This is a genomic window from Salibacterium aidingense DSM 18341 (assembly GCF_000429685.1).
GTDB lineage: Bacteria > Bacillota > Bacilli > Bacillales > Marinococcaceae > Salibacterium > Salibacterium aidingense.
The window spans coordinates 22414-41283 of the sequence record NZ_AUCI01000029.1 but is presented as its reverse complement, the minus strand read 5'-3'; the positions used below and the strand labels follow the sequence as shown (position 1 = coordinate 41283).

Here is an 18870-nt window from a genome sequence, read left to right as displayed (position 1 = left end):
TGCAGCGGCAGCTTTATTGTACAAACATGATAGAACGCTTCATGTCGGAAATCAAACGCCGAAGCAAAAAGAGTGTCACCTTCCCTACCGAACGGGCGGTGGAGAAAATGATTTATCTCCAATGCATTCGGTTTAATGAGAACAAACAACAAACGGCTCACGGCTTTGCGAAGAAGAAGGCAGAGCTTCAACAAAAGTTTTGGGAAAAATATGGAACCACGAGCTAAAATGAAAAATTCCTCCCACCTTCCCCTAGGGGAAGGTGGGAGGAATAAAAGAAATAATTCTAGTGTTCATAAAGGGTCCCTGCCATCTTACACAAAATTATTGACGTGACCGACTGAAGCAGCTTTTTCGGACATATGTTCCGCTATTCGGCCCCCGGCCTGCTTTTTTTACATTGAAAAGGGAAAATAACGGCATAAATGTCCGATTCCCCCTCCAAAATACGAAAAATGGAAGAAATAGCGGAATAAATGTCCTCCCGCTTCAGTGAAAGAGAGGCGTCGTCCGCATATCAGCAGAAAATGGAGTCTGCGAGCTTTGTGCTGAGCGTGGCATGCCGGTCTCCCTGACTTCCCTCGGAAACGATCCCAATAAAACCTGTCACCAAACGATAAGAAAAAGCTCAAGCTCCATCCTTTGTAGGTATTCAGCCTCCAGTTTTACACTCAGCGTCCCCTGAAAGATGGACGTTTTTTATTTTCTTAAAAAGGGAAAGCTTTTCCCACCTGAGCCCTTTACCTGATATACTGGAAATAAGAAAACATCCCCTTTTCATCTCTACTGTTTTTCAATCTGACGAAATTATGATATTCTCATATAACAAAATCACGCGATTCCCGTTTATTTTTTGAACCGCAGGAATGAATATTTTTAGGTGTGATACCACATGAAAAAAAAGGCTCTTATCTTACTCGGGCTTGTTTTTTTACTAATGATGCCCTCCGGCGCATGGCTCATCAGCAGTTCCTTGTCAGGACAGCCCCCGGGGGAAATACAATCCCATATCTCTGAGGAACGAGACGGGTCCCGTAAGGAAAATAACCCGGCCTCTATGGAAAATAAAACCTCTTCTGCCCAAGAAGAAGCGGAAACCTCGTTTGACAATGATATACAGGAAGCCGTAGCGTCTGTCATCAACGAAACCCGGCACATATTGATTGAATCAGATATGAATATTGTAGCCATCGGTGATTCGTTGACCCAGGGAGTGGGGGACTCCACCAAAGATGGCGGCTACGTGGGAATTCTGGAAAAGTCCTTGAAAAAGAGCGAATTAGAATCTTCTATAACCATTAAAAATTACGGAAAACGGGGCAACCGCAGCGATCAGATATTGAGACGCCTGGAAAAACCTAATATCTCCTCTTCTGTAAAAGATGCAGATATGATTCTGCTTACCGTAGGTGCTAATGACATCATGAAAATCGTTAGAGCCAATATGACAGATTTGACCTATGAAGCTTTTGCCGATGAAAAAGATAATTACGAGGAAAGATTGGAATTAATATTTGACCGTATAAGAGCACAAAATGAAGAGGTGCCTATTTATCTCGTGGGAATATATAATCCTTTTAATATGTACTTCTCTAATATTCCTGAACTAAACCAAATAGTAGGAGACTGGAATACGATAGGCAGAGACGTCACCGCCGAACAGGACAATGCCGTCTTCATTCCCATACAGGACATTTTCCAGTATGCAGGAACAGGGTATTTTTCGGAGGATAATTTCCATCCAAACCAACGAGGGTACGCTTCTATCGCGGACCGGGTCTTGGATTATATTGAACCCGGAATAGAACAGTATCAGGATAACACGGAATCTGACGAGGCGAGCCAGAATGAATAAAAAAATAAAAGCTGCAGTTTTATGGAAATGGTTGTTTATCTCCCTATTAACGATTAATTTGGGCGTTATTTTGTGGCTTTTCCTTGTACTCAATGTCCCCCCGGCCGACCCCATTTCTCCTTCCGCAAACGAAACCGAGGAAAAAGATGTAGCTTTTACGATTGAATCGGATAAGGAGAATTTGAACCAGTTAATCGAACAGTACATTAGTCAACTGCCACAAAGTCAAAAGGTTTCCTATTCCGTAGATTTAAATAACACCGTTGAACTCTCAGGTTCGGTGCAGGCTTTTAATCAACAAATTCCTGCCACCGTTCAGCTCGAACCCGAAGTCCAGGAAAATGGAGACCTTCTTTTGCAGCAGGAATCGATACGTCTGGGACGGCTCCAGCTCCCAAATAGTCAAGTGCTGCAGTATATTAAGCGTAATTATGAGATGCCTGAATGGATAGAAGTGAATCCGGGGCGGGAAAATATTTATGTTGCGGTCACCGATATCAGCAACGGCAATATTCAAGTACGGGCCGAACAATTTGATCTGGAAAACGATGAGATCTCCTTTAGTGTACACGCTCCTTATGAAAGCCTGCCGTTCAATCAGCGCACCATTATGAATTATATCCAATCCTAATGTCCTTTTTGGATAGAGAAAGAAGGGAATGTTTAGTGTTTCAAGCTTTCAGCTACCTTTCCCATCTGTATTGTCCTACCTGCAGCCAGGAATACTCCGCAAAAGAGCCGGCCCATCTATGCCAATGCGGCTCTCCCCTTCTGGCAGCCTATGACATGGATGCCCTGAAGGTTCAATTTCGGAAAGAAACCGTTATGGCAAGGCCTCCTTCGCTTTGGCGTTATCATGAATTACTGCCCGTTAAAAAGGAAAACGATATTGTCTCATTAGGCGAAGGGATGACCCCGTTGGTGGAAATGATCAAAACCGGAAAAAATTATGGAGTGGATCATTTATTCATGAAAGATGAAAGCCTGCTTCCTTCCGGTTCTTCCAAAGCCCGCGGCGCTGCAGCCGGTATTTCCAAAGCAAAAGAATGGAAGATAACAGATATTGCTATGCCAGCCAACGGCAACGCGGGGGCTGCTTGGTCTTTGTATGGCAGCCGCGCTTCCATCACTTCTCATATTGTCATGCCGGTGGAAGCTCCGATTATTTCCAGGAAGGAATGTGCCGCTGCCGGGGCCGATCTTCACCTTGTTAATGGATTGATCCACGACGCCGGAACGATCATCAGCCATGCGGTTCAGAAATATGGGTGGTTCGATGCCTCTCCTTTCAAGGAGCCTTACCGTATTGAAGGAAAAAAGACGATGGGTCTGGAGCTGGCAGAACAGCTCCAATGGAAGCTTCCCGACGTTATTGCCTGCCCTGTCGGCGAAGGAGCAGAATTTATAGGAATATATAAAGCAATGCAGGAATTGATGGAGCTGGGGTGGGTGGATTCAGAAAAAATACCCAGGCTCGTTGCCGTTCAAGCCGAAAGCTGCGCCCCGATTGTGGAGGCCTATGAAAAACACCAGACAACTGCAGACAACCACCCGGAATCCTACACGGCTGCCTTTGATATTAACGTTCCCGCTTCGATCGGTGACTTTCTTGTATTAAATGCGATTTATGAGACAAAGGGATGTGCTGTTGCGGTTTGTGAGCACGATCTTCTGGCAGAACAACGATGGATTACCCGCAAAGAAGGAACATTTATTTCTCCTGAAGGTGCCGCTGCTTTTGCCGGTGTTCGCCGTCTTCGGGAAGAAGCATGGCTTCATCCTGAGGATACCGTGGTTTGTGTGAATACGGGAATGGGGATTAAATCTCCCGAAGCCTTTGATGTAAGTGTACCTATCCTTGCTGCCGATGATGAACTCTGAAACCCTCCACCCAGCTTTTTTAAAAACCTCCGTCAATGAATAAATAAACGGTCCATCGGCGGAATGATTTCTCCTTTCCTCAATTCCACGGGAGACGTGCCTACATATTTTCGAAATACTTTATGAAAATAGTTTGCATCCGCATAACCGACTTTTGCGGCAATTTCTTTCACGGAAAACGAAGTACTGTGCAGCAATTCCACTGCCCTTTCAATCCGCTGTTTTGTTATATACTGGGAAGGAGTAAGGCCGGTGTACTCCCTGAATTTCCGGTTAAAATGATATTTACTTAAACCAGCTGCTTGGGCACAGTCTTCCAGCCCCATCGTTTCATAATAATGGGATGCCATGTAATCCAATGCTCGTAAAATAGCAGGGGGAAGCTCTGCTCTCGGAGCATCCATATCATAAATATACCGCCGGCATTCCATCAAAAATTCATAGGCTCTGGCCGAAGCTGTATACATATCTGTCATTTCTTCCCTTTGTACTTGTTCATACAAATGAAATAGCTTCTGTATGACCGTTTTTTCTTTAGGAATGGAAACGATCATTCCCGCCTGTTCGTAAATAGCATGCCAGCAGGCGGCGGCTTCTGTGCCAAACAGGGTGATATAAATAAAGATCCATGGCCCTTCGGCATATTCAGGTAAATAATAGCGGTGATCTCCCGGGATGTGTACAAAAAAACCATCCCCCGGCTTTAACACAAATAAGCGTCCTTCGGCTTCTATTACACCCTTTCCGGATAACGTATATTGAAACACATATACATCCTCCTCCTTTCGATTTCTTCCATCCCAGTCATAGGTGGTGGAGGTCTGCTTTTCTAACCCAATGGACCAGATATTGGCGGTGTCTTTTTTGCTTGTGTCATGAAACCGAATGCCGTATGTCCCAAATCTGTTTTCATCAATAAGCAATTTTTTACCCTCCATACGCATGATATTACCATTGTATCCCTTTTCATCATTCATTACTATAAAATTATACAAAGCAAATTTATTCTATGGGGAGGTAACAGAAATGGATAAGATAACGTTTATTGGGGCGGGAAGTACGGTATTTGCGAAAAATATCCTGGGCGACTGCATGTTCATTCCTGCTCTGCAGCATTTTGAATTTGCTCTGTTTGATATCGATGAACAACGTTTAAAAGATTCAGAAACCCTGCTGAATAAGCTGAAACATACCACCAACAGCCGTGTTCATATTGCCCCTTACAGAGATCGAAAAGAAGCACTCCGGGGATCTAAATATGTCATTAATGCCATCCAGGTCGGCGGCTATGAACCCTGCACAATAACAGACTTTGAGATTCCGAAGAAGTACGGCCTGCGCCAGACGATTGGAGATACGGCCGGCATCGGCGGCATCTTCCGTACCCTGCGGACCGCTCCTGTTCTTCTTGATATCGCCAACGACATGCAGGAAGTCTGCCCCGACGCATGGTTTTTCAATTATACGAACCCAATGGCAGCGTTGACAAAAATTATGAAGGAAGAAGGCGGGGTGAAAACGGTTGGTTTATGTCACAGTGTCCAGAGCTGTGTACCAGAACTCCTGGATTCTCTCGGCCTATCCACAGAAAACGTACAGTCTACCATCGCCGGCATTAACCATATGGCCTGGCTGCTGGAGATTCATCAAAATGGCGAAGATCTCTACCCCGAGATTAAGCAGAGAGCTGCTGAAAAACAACAGCATCCCCATCAGGACATGGTCCGTTTTGAACTCATGCAGCGCTTTGGATACTACGTGACAGAATCATCCGAACACAATGCGGAATACCACCCTTACTTCATCAAAAGCCAGTATCCGGAGTTAATTGACCGTTATAATATCCCACTGGATGAATACCCTCGCCGCTGCGTGGAACAAATTAATAACTGGAAAGCGGTGCGAAGTCAGCTGGTACAGGAGCAGACGGTTACCCATGAGCGTACCGATGAGTATGCCGCCGGTATGATAGAAGCGATGGAGACGGATACACCGTTTCGCATTGGGGGTAACGTGATGAATACGGGTGGGTTAATCAGCAATCTTCCGGAAAAGGCCTGCGTAGAGGTCCCTTGTCTTGTAGATGGAAACGGGGTAAGACCAACTGCTGTCGGGGCCCTGCCTGAACAACTTGCTGCGTTGAACCGTACCAATATAAACACACAGCTGCTTACCGTAGAAGCTGCCGTAAGTAGAAAAAAAGAACACCTTTATCAGGCAGCTATGCTCGACCCTCATACCGCCGCAGAGCTTTCTATCGATGACATCATTTCTCTCTGTGATGATCTTATCGAAGCCCATGGCAGCTGGCTGCCGGTTTTTTACTAACCACCGCCTTCCTCTCCGTGACAGGGTTACATGGCAAAATGACGAGGAAATTCGTTTGAAATCTTGGCACAGCGGGGACAGACGGGTATAGATATCCCTTGGGAATAGTCTGTGGAAGCCTTAAAAACATTTATCCTTAAGGGGCAGCGGTGAACTGCCCCTGCCTCATTAGCGATGCAAACGGCCTTCAAAGAGGGCAACAAAACAAAATGTGGTTTTATAAACCCCATCCTTAAAGGGTACTCCGTTGCATCTAGAATCTATTATACCGATCATGTGAGACGCGATCGTGTTCTAGAGCAAAAAAATCAAAGTGTCGAAGGGATCGAGACTTCCCGCATTTGTTTGGCATCCTTTATGGGCGGGAGTCCGAACATTCTGGCATATTCCCGATTGAATTGGGAGGGGCTCTCATAGCCGACCCGAAACCCCGCATCAATGGCTTCCAGCGATTCGGAGATTAATAGACTACGCGCCTCCTGCAGCCGAATCCTTTTTTGATACTGCAGCGGACTCATGGAGGTGATTTTTTTAAAATGCTTATGAAGAGCAGACGCGCTTAGATTGGCTTCTCTCACCAACCGGTCAATACGAAGCGGCTTGTCATAGTCCCGCTTGATCAGCTGAATAACTTTGGAGATCGAATGCGCATGGCTGCCGCTGTTGAAAATCGTCTTGATCCAGTCGCCTTTTTCGTCCTGCAGGACGCGGTAAATAATTTCCCTTTTGATGAGCGGGGCAAGAACCGGAATCTCATCAGGCGCATCCAGAAGTCGAACAAGCCTCATGATCGCATCGTACAACAAAGAGGTCGATTGACCGATAAATATGCCCCTTTCTGATTCCCCGCCTTTCCCCCAGGAGGAATTCGACTCTTTTATAATGTCCAGTATGTCATCCGCACTAAAATATATTTTAACCCCCAGAAACGGCCTTTCCGGCGAAGCTTCGATAATTTTGCTGGCGATGGGCAGATGCACAGAAGTGACTAGAAAGGAGGTCGGATCGTAATGATAGTTTTCTTTGCCCAACATCGCCATTTTAGCGCCTTGCGCCACAAAGCAAAGGGAAGAAGAATAGACTGAATGCATAGGAGCGGAATTTCGAGACGCACGCATCATTTGTAGAAAAGGAATGTCGGTATCATGCGTGGCGTCAAAACGGGTGAAACGTTCAACCTGATCGGCCAGTTCTTTCTGATGACCCTGTACTTTCCCTTGTTCCATTTCATTACTCCTTTCAAATTCAAATGTCGCCAGTATGTGAAAGTTATCTTATCAAATGGAAGAGGATCAGGCAATGATCATCCATGATTGATCTACCGGGTCGCAAAGCATACCCCCTACAATGAACTTGCAGGTCATACAGCAATTTGAGTAGGAAGGGTGGATAAAACATGGATTTGCAAGGGAAAGTCGCAATCGTAACCGGAGCCTCAAGAGGGATCGGCCAGTCCATTGCCATAAGATTGGCTGCGTGTGGCGCCAACGTGGTCGTCAATTATTCGGCAAGTCGGGAGAAGGCTAAAGAAACGGTCAATTCGATCGTAAACGCCGGTGGAAACGCCATTGCCGTGCAGGCAGACATTGGCAACATCGGCGCGTTGGAAAGGCTGTTTGCGGAAACCGTTGAACAGATGGGACGGGTCGACATCTTGATCAACAATGTGGGCATTATGGAAAACAAAATGATAAAGGATGTGACGGAAGAGGATTTTGACCGGCATTTTGCCATGAATGTAAAGGGCACCTATTTCGCTTGTCAGCAGGCAATGAATCATATGGAGCTAGGGGGCAGGATCTTGAACGTTTCCACTTCCGTATTGGGCGGCATGTTCCCAGCATACAGTGTCTATGCCGCAACGAAAGGAGCTGTGGAGCAAATTACCCGGCAATTGGCCAAAGAGTTTGCACCCAGTGGAATTACAATCAACTGCATTGCACCGGGTCCCGTGAATACTGAACTGTTCACAAGAGGCAAATCCGAAGAGATGATTGCAAATTTGTCCAAAATGAATGCTTTTCAACGATTGGGGGAACCCGAAGATATCGCCGATGCTGTGGAACTGCTGGTTCGTGAACAATCCGGTTGGATCACGGGACAGACACTGCGCGTGAATGGCGGTTTCAATTAAAAGTAATAAACCATTTGAGCGACGTCCTTGAAGTCGATTATTTCTTTTGCATTGACAAGAGATTATCCCTTAGTGGAGTAAGAGAGAAAGGTATTATCCTTTATATTAGGGTATGCTACACTTAAATAGATAAAAACCTTAGTAATTGCCGCTACCTATAATAAACCATGTTCCGAATCACGAGAATTGATTTGTTTTCAATTGGATATCTTCATTGCAATCATGGAGGTGATGATCGTCTTATGACTGTTAGTAACAGCAAAGCAAAAACGATGGGATCGTTTCTCAAATCACGCAGAGAACGTCTTTCACCCAAGGATGTGGGGCTTAGCTTCTCCAACGGGCAACGGAAGACGCCCGGACTGCGGCGTGAGGAAGTCGCCATACTGGCAGATGTAAGTGTCACTTACTATACCTGGCTGGAACAAGGAAGGGAATATACCGCTTCCAGGGATGTGATCGATAGCATCGCCAAAGCGCTCCAATTATCACCGGAGGAGAAGAGTCATTTATTTCAGTTATGGAATCCACACTCGTCTAATACGCCTCATCCAGTCCCGATGGCAGTAGATCCCCAAATGCAGATGGTTATCGATCAAGTAGATTACCCTTCTTATATTACCAATGAGAGGACGGAAGTTCTCGCTTGGAACGAAGCAGCCAAAGAAAGGGTAGCTGACTTTCCTTCCATTCCTGTTGAAGACCGTTATTTTATTCGGTTGTTATTTGAAAATATGGAAATGCGCCGTCGCATCGTGAATATAGAAGAGTTTGCAAGTTATTCGGTTGCCGTCTTCAGGACATATTATGACAAACACCGAGACGATCCCTGGTTTGAGGATACGGTGAAGCATCTTCGCATGAACAGTGTGGAATTTGATCGGATGTGGAAGGCCTACGATGTACAACTCAAAAAAGTAAAACGTATTACTCTACAGCGCCCCGGCGTCAATAAAACCGTTACTTTTGACATCAATTCATTGGTGAATCTGTCCGACAGCCCTGAACTTCACATATGTATCTACACGCCGATAACAGATGAAAAAAATGCTGACAGGTAATTTTTTTACCAGTAAAAACGAAGTGTGGCTCCCTCATTCAGGACCGTTTAGAATAAGGGTGTATCAAAATCAGAAGATAGATTTGTTGAAGTGAGGGAAGCTTTATGTTGCAGAGAAGAAAATTGGGTAACGAGGGGTTAGAAGTGTCGGCCATCGGCCTCGGAACGATGATGATGCCTGATAACGACGAATCTGTGCGCACGATCCGGGGGGCATTGGATTTGGGTGTGACGATGTTTGATACGGCTGATCTATACGGTGAGTTCTCGCTCGGGAAGTTCGGTGGAAATGAGAAATTAGTTGGGCGAGCGCTAAAAGGCCGACGCGACGAGGCCGTTATAGCCACCAAATTTGGCATTACGCACGGTCAAGGTCCGAAAGGAGACCCTGCCTACATCAAGAAATCCGTTGATGCCAGCCTCTATAGCCTGGGACTGGATTATATTGACCTCTATTACCAACATCGACCCGATCCTGATACCCCCATCGAAGAAACGGTCGAAACGTTAGCCGATCTCGTCAAGCAAGGGAAAATCCGATATATTGGGTTGTCGGAGGCGCCAGCCGATATCATCCGAAGAGCGCATGCGGTGCATCCGATTACCGCAGTCGAAACCGAGTATTCCCTATGGAGCAGGGAAGTGGAGGATGAAGTCCTCCTGGCTCTAAAGGAGCTGGATATCGGCTTAGTCCCTTACAGCCCTCTTGGACGTGGCTTCCTGACCGGTCAGATCAAGAAATTTGAGGATTTGCCGGAAGATGACTATCGACGCCATTTCCCGAGGTTCCAAGGCGAGAACTTCGTCAAGAATGTTGAGGTCGTCTCCTTGATCGTGAAAATGGCCGCACAGAAAGGCTGCACCCCCGCCCAACTGAGTCTGGCCTGGCTCCTGGGTCAAGGTGAGCAGATCGTTCCGATTCCAGGAACGAAACGATTGGAACGTGTGCAGGAAAACTTTGGCGCGCTGCAAGTGACGCTAACAGCTGATGATCTGGCAGAGATTGAACGCATATCTCCCAAAGGCGTAGCCGCAGGAAGCCGTTTCGGTAATTTCTAACCAGACACTTTCTTGATGCACCAAAGTGCAGCCCCCCTGTTTATTGTAAATTCAATCAATGAAGGAACAGGTTGAAGTCGTTATTATCACAGGTGCTTCTTCAGGTATTGGCGAAGCAACGGTCAAACTATTAGCAAGTAAAGGGGCTAAAGCAGCTTTGGCAACTCGTCGGGAAAATCACCTTCAAAAAATATCTTCTGACATAAAGGGAGAAGGCGGAGAAGCGTTTATCGGAGTAACGAATGTAACGAAACCAGAAGATGATCAAAAATCGTAGAGCTGACGAAAGAAAAGTTCTCTAAAGTTATGCCATCTTTTTGAATGCGGGCATTATGTCCAATTCTCCATTTTCAGCTTCAAGATCCTGATGGTCGTGCTGACCGTACTGCTTGTTCTCGTGTCTGGCCATAGAAAGTGAAAACCCATCCTTTAGAGCGGCCACTCTAATGAAGGATGGGTTTTCTTTAGACTATTCTTTAACTATCCTCATGGAGGGATTGTTCACTTCTTTCTCAAGCAGAGGCACGTCGATGTCTCTGCCTTTATTATATTCGATAGGCAAATTTTCAATGATAACGCTTCAGACCCTCATTCCAAGTTCCCGGGGCTGTTTACACTGGCAGTATCCTGTTGATTACGCTTTTTTCCTTTTATACGAAACAGCCACACCGAGCTGCGCGAGTAAATCATAAAAGGTGGGGCAGGTTTTAGAAACGCAGCCGGGATCTTCAATAGAGACACCAGGTACTTTTGTTCCGATCAGAGATAAGGCCATGGCGACGCGGTGATCATCGTAGGAATGCAGTTCCACCCCGACCGGAGTGCCGGGATACACTTTCAGCCCGTCGGAGAATTCCTGCACTTTAATCCCCATTTTCCGGAGTTCTGTACACGCCGCGTGAATACGGTCGGATTCATGATGACGAATATGTTCGACATCAGTGATGGTAATCGGACCGTCTGCAAAGGGAGCGATAGCAGCAAGAGTAAGAGTCTGATCCGACATTTCCTTCATGCTGATTTCAAAATCTCCTTTTAGCTGCGGAACCCCCTGGATTTCAATAAATTCTTCCCCTTTAATGACCGTGCAGCCCATTTTTTCATATATATCCACCATGTAAATATCCGGCTGGTTCGTCTGCATCGTCAAGTTATTAATGCGGATCCGGCCGTTATTAATCGCTGCTAGGGCCATGAAGTAACTGGCGGTCGAGGCATCTGCCTCCAGGGCCATATTCTGCCCCGTGTATCCTCCCGCCGGAACTTTCATTTCTGTCAGATCTTCGTTATATTCCACATCTGCTCCGAATTGCTTCATCAAATCAATCGTAATTTTCACGTAAGCGTGCTGCACAATATAATCCGGAATCGTCAACTGAAGGGTCTCTTTTGCATAAGGACCGGCAAGCAGCAGTCCGCTGATGAATTGGCTTGAGACTTTGCCGGAAATTGAAACATTCCCGCCTTTTAGTCCTCGTGCCTGCAGACGGAGAGGATAAAACCCTTCTTTCTCCAGATATTCCACCTCTGCCCCCAGGGTCTGCAATGCTTCGATCAAGGGCTGGACCGGCCGTTCACTCATACGCGTACTGGCTTCCACCGTGAAGGTGCCATGGTCTCCCACAGCCAGCGCTCCGGGTAGAAAGCGGGCAATGGTACCTGCAGCTCCTATGTAAAGATCAGCGTTGTCTGCCGGCCAGCTGCCGCCGCACCCTTCCATTACGACCGTGTCTCCGCTCACTTCCGCTGCCGCTCCAAGTTTCTGCAGCGCATCGATGCACCAATACGAATCGTCACTTTTCAATATTCCGGAAAGGGTAGACTTCCCCTCAGCCAATGCTGCCATAATCAGCGCCCGGTTAGTGAAGCTTTTGCTTCCTGGAATGGTTATGTTGGACTGCACCCGGCTCTCTTTAAGCGGGGCAATGGATACATTCTCCACATCATTTAACGCGGCCCATGGGGATCGTGCTCTAAAATCTGGTTCACCCATCTCCATCGTCCTTTCTTTATCCCGGTGCTAAGCGTCCGTAAAACTCCCGCTTCAACTCCGTAAGCGGGAGATAACGGACGACTAACTCCCCGATTGGTTTAACTATCCATCAAGGGGGTAAAAATCCCCCCCTGATGGAAGTTTCACTTTATGTAAAAATGGCATCATTGTTTTATTTTATCATATCATTATGGACTGCGATTACACTTGCCGTAAAATGTTCTGCATACACTGAAATGATTGGATCTCATACCGGTGCTCCGGGATGGGAGAAAGCTTTCTCATGATTTCACGGGCTGCTGTTTCTTCATGTCCTGCCCGGATTTCCTGCATACTTGTCGGGATTCGTTGTAAAAAACGTGTGTAATACCGGTGATGGGTTTCGGCCGGTATTTCCCTTTGAACTCCCCTCCCACCGGCCATTCTTTTTTGACGAGTGGCAGGAGAAGCATAGAGATAAACATAATGATCCGGCAGTCCTATTTTCTGTTCCAAAAAGACTGACTGAAAATGCTCATTTAACTGTTGCAGCGACACTGCATCCTTCCACAAGGAAGCATACACCAGCGGGGCAAAAATATCTCCGTCCAACACGACGACGGCATACTGCCCTGATTTTTCAAGCGCCTGACGCCAGCGTTCTACCTGATTCACGCATTGATTCCAGCTGCTTTCCCCCTGCTGAAAAGGGGTTTCCGGCACGACATAAGCCCCGTACCTGTCTTCCAGCTCCAGGGCGGCCGTGGTTTTTCCGGCAGCCGGCGGACCTTCTATACAAATGATCGGCATAGCTATCATTCCTTGTCAGGTTCGATACGGTACCATTTTTTCGCATTTTCATAAAGAACGTTTCTCTGCCCTTTTTCCCCCAGCACTTCTTTTATAATCTCTATATCACTCGCTTGAAACGGCCGTGGTGCTCTGGTGGAAGGAAGATCGGTGCCAAACAGAAGCGCTTCCGAATTAGCCTGATAAATCCGCGCAAGGGCTTCTGGTACATTCAGATCTACGCGGCCAAAACCAGTGGCTTTCACCCGCATCCCTTCTGCGGCTAATTCAAGCAGCGTTTCGAAACCTGCTGCTGTTAATCCGAGATGGTCCACCGAAATAGCTGGGAGCCGCTTTATTACGGGCTTTAACTCTTCCAGCATGGAAGCTTCCACATATAATTCGGCGTGCCACCCCGTCCAGCGATGCACCTTCCGGGCCAATTCTTCCATATGCCTAAGCTGTTCCCGACCGCCCCTTTTAATATTAAAACGAACGCCTCGGACTCCTTTTTCATGAAGCTCCAGCACTTTCTCTTCTGTGACAGACGGGGGAAGCTGCGTTACACCTACGAATCCGGGGCCGAGCTTCTCGAGAGCATGTATCAGATAGGACTGGTCATATCCCTGAAATGAACCAGAAACGACCACTCCTCCTGTCATGGAGTATTTCTCTGCTTCCTGCAGATAATCCTCCGTGCGGTACAACAGCGGGGTATATCCCTGATTGGACTGAAGTGGAAAATCGGGGTCAATAATATGAAAATGAGCATCAAACACCTGCATCACGTACCGCGCTCCTTCTGTCTTTACCATTCGTCACCGCGGCCATTTATTCCTGCTTCTGCTGCGCATCATTTTATATGGACTGTTTATAAGTTTTCGGATAGAGCATTTATGTTCTTTTGCTTCAAAAGTGAAATCGTCGTTTTAAATCATTTTTAAAACTTTGATCAGAAAACAAAAACATACCAATGAGTGTCAGTAATGCGTATAAAGCCGCCCCCGCGCTCGCCCATAGGGAACTCGATATTCCGGTTAAATATAGGGCAAGGGGCATGAAGCCCAACAGGATCATTGTGGTGATATAGCCGACATAGTCCCGCCACCTCATTCTTTGTACGATGATAATGACTGTAATGAGCAACGTTGCGCCAATAACTAGAAAAGGATGCACAATATTCACAGACCACCGTTCAAAACCCGTATTGTAATCCAGAAAAAATAGCAGGCTGGAAAGCCCCAAGACTTGCAGAATGATTTTGGAACCTACATGGGATTTTGACAACAAGGTGTGATTAAACAAAAGCAAAAGATAAAGAACCGGCGCGATTACATATATAAACCACAAATGATTGGGGGTCGTCAGTATATTGATTAGCAAACACGTACTGATAATCAAAACGGATACAAATAAATTAATGTTTGGAAATAAACGTCCCGCAGCCATTGCTTCGGGTCTATGGCCTACGGGATAAAAAGTGCAGTCGGAAGTTGACCTTTTTTCAACAACGGATTTAAAGCATAAGGGACATTTTACGCTGTTGTCTTCGATCATAACTTGACAATCCTTACATTGTTTCACCGTTTATCCCCCAATTGTTCGAATACACTTTAACCTCTAGACCAATGGTTTGAGTAAGGTAACGAAAAAAACTTTTAATAATATCTGTTTCGATAATGGATCGTGAAAACGTAATCGTTAATTGATCATTGACCGAACAGATGCCGCAATTGATTGGACTGTTGTCTGTCGGGTACATCACAAGTTCCATCCGATCCACTTGTTCGTTCATGGCTGTTGGCAACTGGATGTGACCGAGATTGGAAAGCGTCATTGTTTTCAATTGCTCCCCTAAATGCTTAAACCCATAACGCATGGCAATATGTTTGATCCATACAGGGATAAATCTTGCCGAAAGCATTTTCTGCCGCTTCATGTTATCGTAAATTTGCTCGTACAAATGCTGTTTTTCCGTCTTTCGTTTTAATTGTGTAGAGATTTCTTGTAATACCGTTTGAAAAGGCATGTTTTCCGAAACAAACATGCCAATATTAACGATTCCAAAAAAATTTCGTATGGTTTTAGATGGAAATAATCGACGCAAGTTAACCGGGATTGCAATCTTTACCGGGTCTTCGTTATTTCCATAACGAGTCGCCTCTAAATAGATAGCGTTAATCAAAATCGTTGTTAAAAATCCCGTGATCGTGGTACCGTGTTGTTTCGCCGCTGTCTTCACTGCTGTACTATCTAACACGCCATGAATCACATTGTTTCCCGGGTGCTCAAAAGGGGTCCCTTCAATATGAAAAGCTCTGGCTCCCTTCTTTTTATTCCCCTCGATTTTTTTATAATGCTTTTCATAGCTATCCTCGGTTTCATATCTACTCGGCAATTCTCCGGGCAACATTACCTTGCCCTCTGCTTCGACATTTTTTCCTTTAAGAGATAAATATTGATAAACCAACGATTTTAAAAATTCAACCGCCCCTGAGCCATCGGTCAGAGAATGAAACATTTCAACAGAAATTCTTCGTTTGTAATAAAGCACCCTCATCAGATACCCATTGTTGCTGGAAGGATCGATAGGTTGACAGGGATAATCTGTTTCTTGCTCGGTGACCAGCCTGTTTTCGTTACCCTCCATAAAGTCCCAGAAAACACCTTTGTGCAGCCTTACAGCCAACGTGGGGAATCTTTTTAACACAATATCTACTGCCTCTTGCAATTTCTCGTGTTCGACTTCTTCATGTAAAAGCATGGATACTCTAAAAACAGATGAGTTTGTGGCTTTTTTAACCGCATGAAAAATTTTTCCAGCATTATCAATTTTGTACCATCTTTGCATTGCCTCTTATCCTCCTGACCTTCTATGAGCGGCATTTCACACGAATGCCGCAGCAATACAGCATATAAATAACGTGAGAACCATCGATATACCAGCAGTTCCCACAATGAAGTTAAGATAAATGTGCTCAGGAATCGCTACAGACAAATAAGAGATATAGGGAATTTGTTTGATGCCTTTTACTTAAGTCCTTAAACTCCACCACACGAACAGGTCTGTTTCTCATTGGCCAATCGATATTCCCCTCTTTTCAGCTTGTATGACATTGTCTCGACCGTTGGTTCTTCTGTACTTACATTTATTGGCTCCTATAATAAGAAGTCTCGTACCCCTTCCAGCTATAAACAGACTAACATGATTGTATATATTCTTCATATTATATTGAGATCGTTATTTGGACTTAGATGCCATGGATCCCTCCCTGTATGATCTAGTAAGCTTCTACTTTTACGTAAATTTTCAAACTCATTTCTTTTAATCGGTTGAGGCGCTTATGAATTTTTGGCTCTTGGGGGCCAAAAATTAAGTTTGGTATGTAAAAAAACCAAACAACTTCTTTTTCAGAAAGTTGTTTGGTTAAGAAATGAAAGGAATCAGCGTGACAGAAGCCGCACCTGGTTTCCAGAGGGATCCCGACTGACAATAGATGCCTTCTCTTGTTGATATGAAATTCCTTCCTGTTCCAGGCGGTGCCGCACGTTAGCGAGTGTCTGCACATCTGGAAGAAGTACCGTGTATTCCTTTAAACCTGCTGCATGCTCCGGCGGGGGCGGGGCATCTTTGCCGGCCCAAATATTGAGGCCGATATGATGATGGTAGCCGCCGGCCGCCACAAATAACGCATGGGAGCCCATATAAACGGTCGGTTCAAAGCCGAGGCCATTCACATAATACGTTCGGCTTTTCTCTAAATCTCCTGCTTGCAGGTGGATATGGCCAATTACGGTGCCGGAGGGCATACCGGTCCATTCTTTTCCTTCGGCTTCCCGCAGTACACTGTCTGCATCCAATGGAACCGTTGGAGCGTGTATCCAGCCCTTCTTGTCGTATTTCCATTGACTCCGGTCCCGGTCTCTGTATATTTCAAGTCCATTTCCATCTGGATCACCGAGATAAATGGCTTCACTGAAATCGTGATCCGCTGCTCCCTGCAGGGGATACCCCCTTTCGAGCAGCCGACGCAGTGTAAGTCCCAGGCTCGGACGGTCCGGCACCAAAATCGCAGCATGATACAGTCCCGATGTTCCCGCCGGCTTTGGAACCGCATCCGTCCGTTCCTCCAGCACCATTAACGCATTTTTGTTATCAGCAGACAAAACCGCGGTGCCGGAGGTTTGTTCCAAGACGTGAAATCCGAGCATTTCTCTATAAAAATGCAGGGAAGCTGTTAAATCGGACACGATGAGAGTGACCCGCCCAATCATCGTTTCCGGGGGCAAAACATCCTGCATGCTCCTTCATCCTCTCTCTGGTTAGAAAATAACGGCATCAAGAGAAAACAATCCTGCGCCGGTAAAGGCCACACCAATTCCGACAACAAAAAGCATGAGATTATATTCGTAGCCGCCCTGTGTTGCCCAAAATCCGTTTGGGCCGTGTACTTTTATAATTGCAACAAGCATTGTAACCGCAATTAAAATCCCCGCTACCGGCGTCAGCAGACCAAGCGCAAACAGGAGGCCTCCTCCAAACTCAGCCAGTCCGGCCAGCAATGCCATCGTATAACCCGGCTTCATCCCCATTGAATCAAAAGAATCGCCGGTTGCTTTCAACCCGTGTCCGCCAAACCAGCCGAACAGTTTCTGCGACCCGTGGGCAGCAAAACTCACTCCGATAACGAGCCGGATTAACAACAGCCCTATACTAACGAATAAAGACATAATGATACCTCCTTCCATTTAGTAACTAAAATATATCAGGTTACTTTTAGTAAGTCAACAGATAAAACCAAAACCTCTTATGACATGAGGTTTTCACATTCTCTATTGCAGCAGGAAGGGGATAGATGTGTCCCTGTCTTTATTTCTCTTCTCTTTTTACATGGACCCAGTGATCCGCCCATTTTTGTATTTCAGTCAGTGCCGGAGTAATTGCTTCTCCTTTATTGGTTAAGGAATACATAATCCGCACCGGGGTTTCCGGGAACACTTCCCGCTGCACCATTCCTTCTTCCTCCAGCTCTTTCAGGCGTTCCGTCAGCATTTTTTTACTAATTTCCGGAATTTGTTCAGCGATTTTATTAAAACGCATCGGTCCGTCTTCCAACACCCGGATAATAATGCCGACCCATCGTTTCCCGAGAAGTTGAAACGCTTCTTCAAATTTCGGGCACAATTCCATGGCAGCCATGCCGACACCTCCGATCCTTTTTCTTTCTTTTATTATAATACACTTTTCGCGGTTACTAATAGTAATTTACTTCCTGTCCTATCAATTGGAAAATATTAAAGGTTTTAAAAGAACAAACGTTCCCATACAATAATACCAGGAGGGATGACCGATGAAAGGAAATAAACTCACACCAGGATCAAACATGCGCTGGGAATCTTCCCGAATGATCCTGCCCGAACACCGGGAACAATGGCTGAAACATCAGGAAAAGCAGGAAAGGGTAAAAAAGCCGGAGCTGGATCCTCAGCGCTGGGAAGAACTGGAATGGCTTCTCGGAGATGCTATGCGCCGCCATCACCTGCTTCGTTTTACCTATTGGAAGGAGGGGTTCTTTTATGAGATCATCGGCACCTGCCATTACATTAATCATGAACAGCAGCAGTTTCATCTGCAGACGAAAGACGGCGTTCAATATTTACATTTTAAAGATTTAGTTAATATTGAGCTGCACTCGTAACCGCACCCGTTTCCATCCGTTATCATTAAGAGGGAAACGTGTAAATAGACAAAAACAAGGGAATGCTTTCATTACAAGACGGAAAATCCTTTA

General features: G+C 45.8%; 20 protein-coding genes. 10 read left to right on the top strand and 10 right to left on the bottom strand.

Features of this window, described 5'->3' with window-relative positions; genetic code table 11:
* The 4 genes from G475_RS0119410 to G475_RS0119395 all read left to right on the top strand — a co-directional run.
* Positions 1 to 227: transposase (locus G475_RS0119410; RefSeq protein ID WP_026702698.1), on the top strand; the 227-nt coding region annotated here is incomplete at its 5' end.
* Positions 228 to 892: 665 nt separating this feature from the next.
* Positions 893 to 1855 (top strand): SGNH/GDSL hydrolase family protein, encoded by a 963-nt coding sequence (locus G475_RS0119405; protein WP_026702697.1) that lies wholly within the window; start codon positions 893 to 895, stop codon positions 1853 to 1855.
* Positions 1848 to 2486, top strand: coding sequence for a YpmS family protein (locus G475_RS0119400; RefSeq protein WP_026702696.1), 639 nt, complete (start codon positions 1848 to 1850; stop codon positions 2484 to 2486). Before G475_RS0119405 ends, G475_RS0119400 begins: the two co-directional genes overlap by 8 nt.
* On the top strand, positions 2486 to 3736 hold the full coding sequence (locus G475_RS0119395; RefSeq protein WP_051302742.1) for a threonine synthase: 1251 nt from the start codon (positions 2486 to 2488) through the stop codon (positions 3734 to 3736). The genes G475_RS0119400 and G475_RS0119395 overlap by 1 nt, the downstream gene beginning before the upstream one ends.
* A 32-nt stretch (positions 3737 to 3768) precedes the next feature.
* On the opposite strand, the gene G475_RS25725 is transcribed toward G475_RS0119395, so the two are convergent.
* Positions 3769 to 4659, bottom strand: coding sequence for an AraC family transcriptional regulator (locus G475_RS25725; RefSeq protein ID WP_051302740.1), 891 nt, complete (start codon positions 4657 to 4659; stop codon positions 3769 to 3771).
* A gap of 103 nt (positions 4660 to 4762) precedes the next feature.
* Here G475_RS25725 and melA point away from each other — a divergent pair, with 103 nt between their 5' ends.
* On the top strand, positions 4763 to 6064 hold the full coding sequence (gene melA, locus G475_RS0119385) for an alpha-glucosidase/alpha-galactosidase (protein WP_026702694.1): 1302 nt from the start codon (positions 4763 to 4765) through the stop codon (positions 6062 to 6064).
* Positions 6065 to 6372: 308 nt separating this feature from the next.
* On the opposite strand, the gene G475_RS0119380 is transcribed toward melA, so the two are convergent.
* Complete coding sequence (locus G475_RS0119380) at positions 6373 to 7290, bottom strand: AraC family transcriptional regulator (protein WP_026702693.1); 918 nt, start codon at positions 7288 to 7290, stop codon at positions 6373 to 6375.
* A gap of 170 nt (positions 7291 to 7460) precedes the next feature.
* Between G475_RS0119380 and G475_RS0119375 the strand changes: the two genes are divergently transcribed.
* From G475_RS0119375 to G475_RS0119360, 4 genes are all read left to right on the top strand, one after another.
* Positions 7461 to 8198 carry an SDR family oxidoreductase gene (locus G475_RS0119375; RefSeq protein ID WP_026702692.1) on the top strand — a complete coding sequence of 246 codons (738 nt, stop codon included), beginning with the start codon at positions 7461 to 7463 and terminating at the stop codon, positions 8196 to 8198.
* 242 nt (positions 8199 to 8440) lie between these two features.
* Positions 8441 to 9259: a helix-turn-helix transcriptional regulator gene (locus tag G475_RS0119370; protein WP_026702691.1), complete on the top strand. Its 819-nt coding sequence runs from the start codon at positions 8441 to 8443 to the stop codon at positions 9257 to 9259.
* A gap of 107 nt (positions 9260 to 9366) precedes the next feature.
* Complete coding sequence (locus tag G475_RS0119365) at positions 9367 to 10317, top strand: aldo/keto reductase (protein WP_026702690.1); 951 nt, start codon at positions 9367 to 9369, stop codon at positions 10315 to 10317.
* 58 nt (positions 10318 to 10375) lie between these two features.
* Positions 10376 to 10594 carry an SDR family NAD(P)-dependent oxidoreductase gene (locus G475_RS0119360; RefSeq protein ID WP_026702689.1) on the top strand — a complete coding sequence of 73 codons (219 nt, stop codon included), beginning with the start codon at positions 10376 to 10378 and terminating at the stop codon, positions 10592 to 10594.
* Positions 10595 to 10951: 357 nt separating this feature from the next.
* Here G475_RS0119360 and aroA read toward each other — a convergent pair whose 3' ends face one another.
* The 8 genes from aroA to G475_RS0119315 form a co-directional block, all read right to left on the bottom strand.
* The gene (gene aroA, locus G475_RS0119350; RefSeq protein WP_035712021.1) at positions 10952 to 12316 is read right to left on the bottom strand and encodes a 3-phosphoshikimate 1-carboxyvinyltransferase; all 1365 of its coding nucleotides are present in this window, start codon (positions 12314 to 12316) and stop codon (positions 10952 to 10954) included.
* A gap of 195 nt (positions 12317 to 12511) precedes the next feature.
* Positions 12512 to 13099: a nucleoside/nucleotide kinase family protein gene (locus G475_RS26520; RefSeq protein WP_051302738.1), complete on the bottom strand. Its 588-nt coding sequence runs from the start codon at positions 13097 to 13099 to the stop codon at positions 12512 to 12514.
* A gap of 5 nt (positions 13100 to 13104) precedes the next feature.
* Entirely contained in the window at positions 13105 to 13863 is a 759-nt protein-coding gene (locus tag G475_RS0119340) for an amidohydrolase family protein (protein WP_026702687.1), read from the bottom strand.
* A 124-nt stretch (positions 13864 to 13987) separates the two neighbouring features.
* On the bottom strand, positions 13988 to 14662 hold the full coding sequence (locus G475_RS0119335; RefSeq protein WP_026702686.1) for a DUF6320 domain-containing protein: 675 nt from the start codon (positions 14660 to 14662) through the stop codon (positions 13988 to 13990).
* Positions 14649 to 15929 carry an alcohol acetyltransferase gene (locus G475_RS0119330; RefSeq protein WP_026702685.1) on the bottom strand — a complete coding sequence of 427 codons (1281 nt, stop codon included), beginning with the start codon at positions 15927 to 15929 and terminating at the stop codon, positions 14649 to 14651. Before G475_RS0119330 ends, G475_RS0119335 begins: the two co-directional genes overlap by 14 nt.
* Positions 15930 to 16522: 593 nt before the next feature.
* On the bottom strand, positions 16523 to 17380 hold the full coding sequence (locus tag G475_RS0119325) for a VOC family protein (RefSeq protein WP_026702684.1): 858 nt from the start codon (positions 17378 to 17380) through the stop codon (positions 16523 to 16525).
* A 21-nt stretch (positions 17381 to 17401) separates the two neighbouring features.
* Entirely contained in the window at positions 17402 to 17809 is a 408-nt protein-coding gene (locus G475_RS0119320) for a DoxX family protein (protein WP_233275821.1), read from the bottom strand.
* Between the two features lie 139 nt (positions 17810 to 17948).
* On the bottom strand, positions 17949 to 18278 hold the full coding sequence (locus G475_RS0119315; protein WP_026702682.1) for a winged helix-turn-helix transcriptional regulator: 330 nt from the start codon (positions 18276 to 18278) through the stop codon (positions 17949 to 17951).
* Positions 18279 to 18429: 151 nt separating this feature from the next.
* Between G475_RS0119315 and G475_RS26515 the strand changes: the two genes are divergently transcribed.
* Complete coding sequence (locus tag G475_RS26515) at positions 18430 to 18777, top strand: YolD-like family protein (RefSeq protein WP_051302737.1); 348 nt, start codon at positions 18430 to 18432, stop codon at positions 18775 to 18777.
* Positions 18778 to 18870: the final 93 nt, after the last annotated feature.

Bases quoted from the DNA above. Each gene is read 5' to 3' on its own strand.
- G475_RS0119405 (WP_026702697.1), top strand. From the start codon at position 893: ATGAAAAAAAAGGCTCTTATCTTACTCGGGCTTGTTTTTTTACTAATG.
- G475_RS0119400 (WP_026702696.1), top strand. From the start codon at position 1,848: ATGAATAAAAAAATAAAAGCTGCAGTTTTATGGAAATGGTTGTTTATC.
- G475_RS0119395 (WP_051302742.1), top strand. From the start codon at position 2,486: ATGTCCTTTTTGGATAGAGAAAGAAGGGAATGTTTAGTGTTTCAAGCT.
- melA (WP_026702694.1), top strand. From the start codon at position 4,763: ATGGATAAGATAACGTTTATTGGGGCGGGAAGTACGGTATTTGCGAAA.
- G475_RS0119380 (WP_026702693.1), bottom strand. From the start codon at position 7,290: ATGGAACAAGGGAAAGTACAGGGTCATCAGAAAGAACTGGCCGATCAG.
- G475_RS0119375 (WP_026702692.1), top strand. From the start codon at position 7,461: ATGGATTTGCAAGGGAAAGTCGCAATCGTAACCGGAGCCTCAAGAGGG.
- G475_RS0119370 (WP_026702691.1), top strand. From the start codon at position 8,441: ATGACTGTTAGTAACAGCAAAGCAAAAACGATGGGATCGTTTCTCAAA.
- G475_RS0119360 (WP_026702689.1), top strand. From the start codon at position 10,376: ATGAAGGAACAGGTTGAAGTCGTTATTATCACAGGTGCTTCTTCAGGT.
- aroA (WP_035712021.1), bottom strand. From the start codon at position 12,316: ATGGAGATGGGTGAACCAGATTTTAGAGCACGATCCCCATGGGCCGCG.
- G475_RS26520 (WP_051302738.1), bottom strand. From the start codon at position 13,099: ATGCCGATCATTTGTATAGAAGGTCCGCCGGCTGCCGGAAAAACCACG.
- G475_RS0119340 (WP_026702687.1), bottom strand. From the start codon at position 13,863: ATGCAGGTGTTTGATGCTCATTTTCATATTATTGACCCCGATTTTCCA.
- G475_RS0119330 (WP_026702685.1), bottom strand. From the start codon at position 15,929: ATGCAAAGATGGTACAAAATTGATAATGCTGGAAAAATTTTTCATGCG.
- G475_RS0119325 (WP_026702684.1), bottom strand. From the start codon at position 17,380: ATGCAGGATGTTTTGCCCCCGGAAACGATGATTGGGCGGGTCACTCTC.
- G475_RS0119320 (WP_233275821.1), bottom strand. From the start codon at position 17,809: ATGTCTTTATTCGTTAGTATAGGGCTGTTGTTAATCCGGCTCGTTATC.
- G475_RS0119315 (WP_026702682.1), bottom strand. From the start codon at position 18,278: ATGGCTGCCATGGAATTGTGCCCGAAATTTGAAGAAGCGTTTCAACTT.
- G475_RS26515 (WP_051302737.1), top strand. From the start codon at position 18,430: ATGAAAGGAAATAAACTCACACCAGGATCAAACATGCGCTGGGAATCT.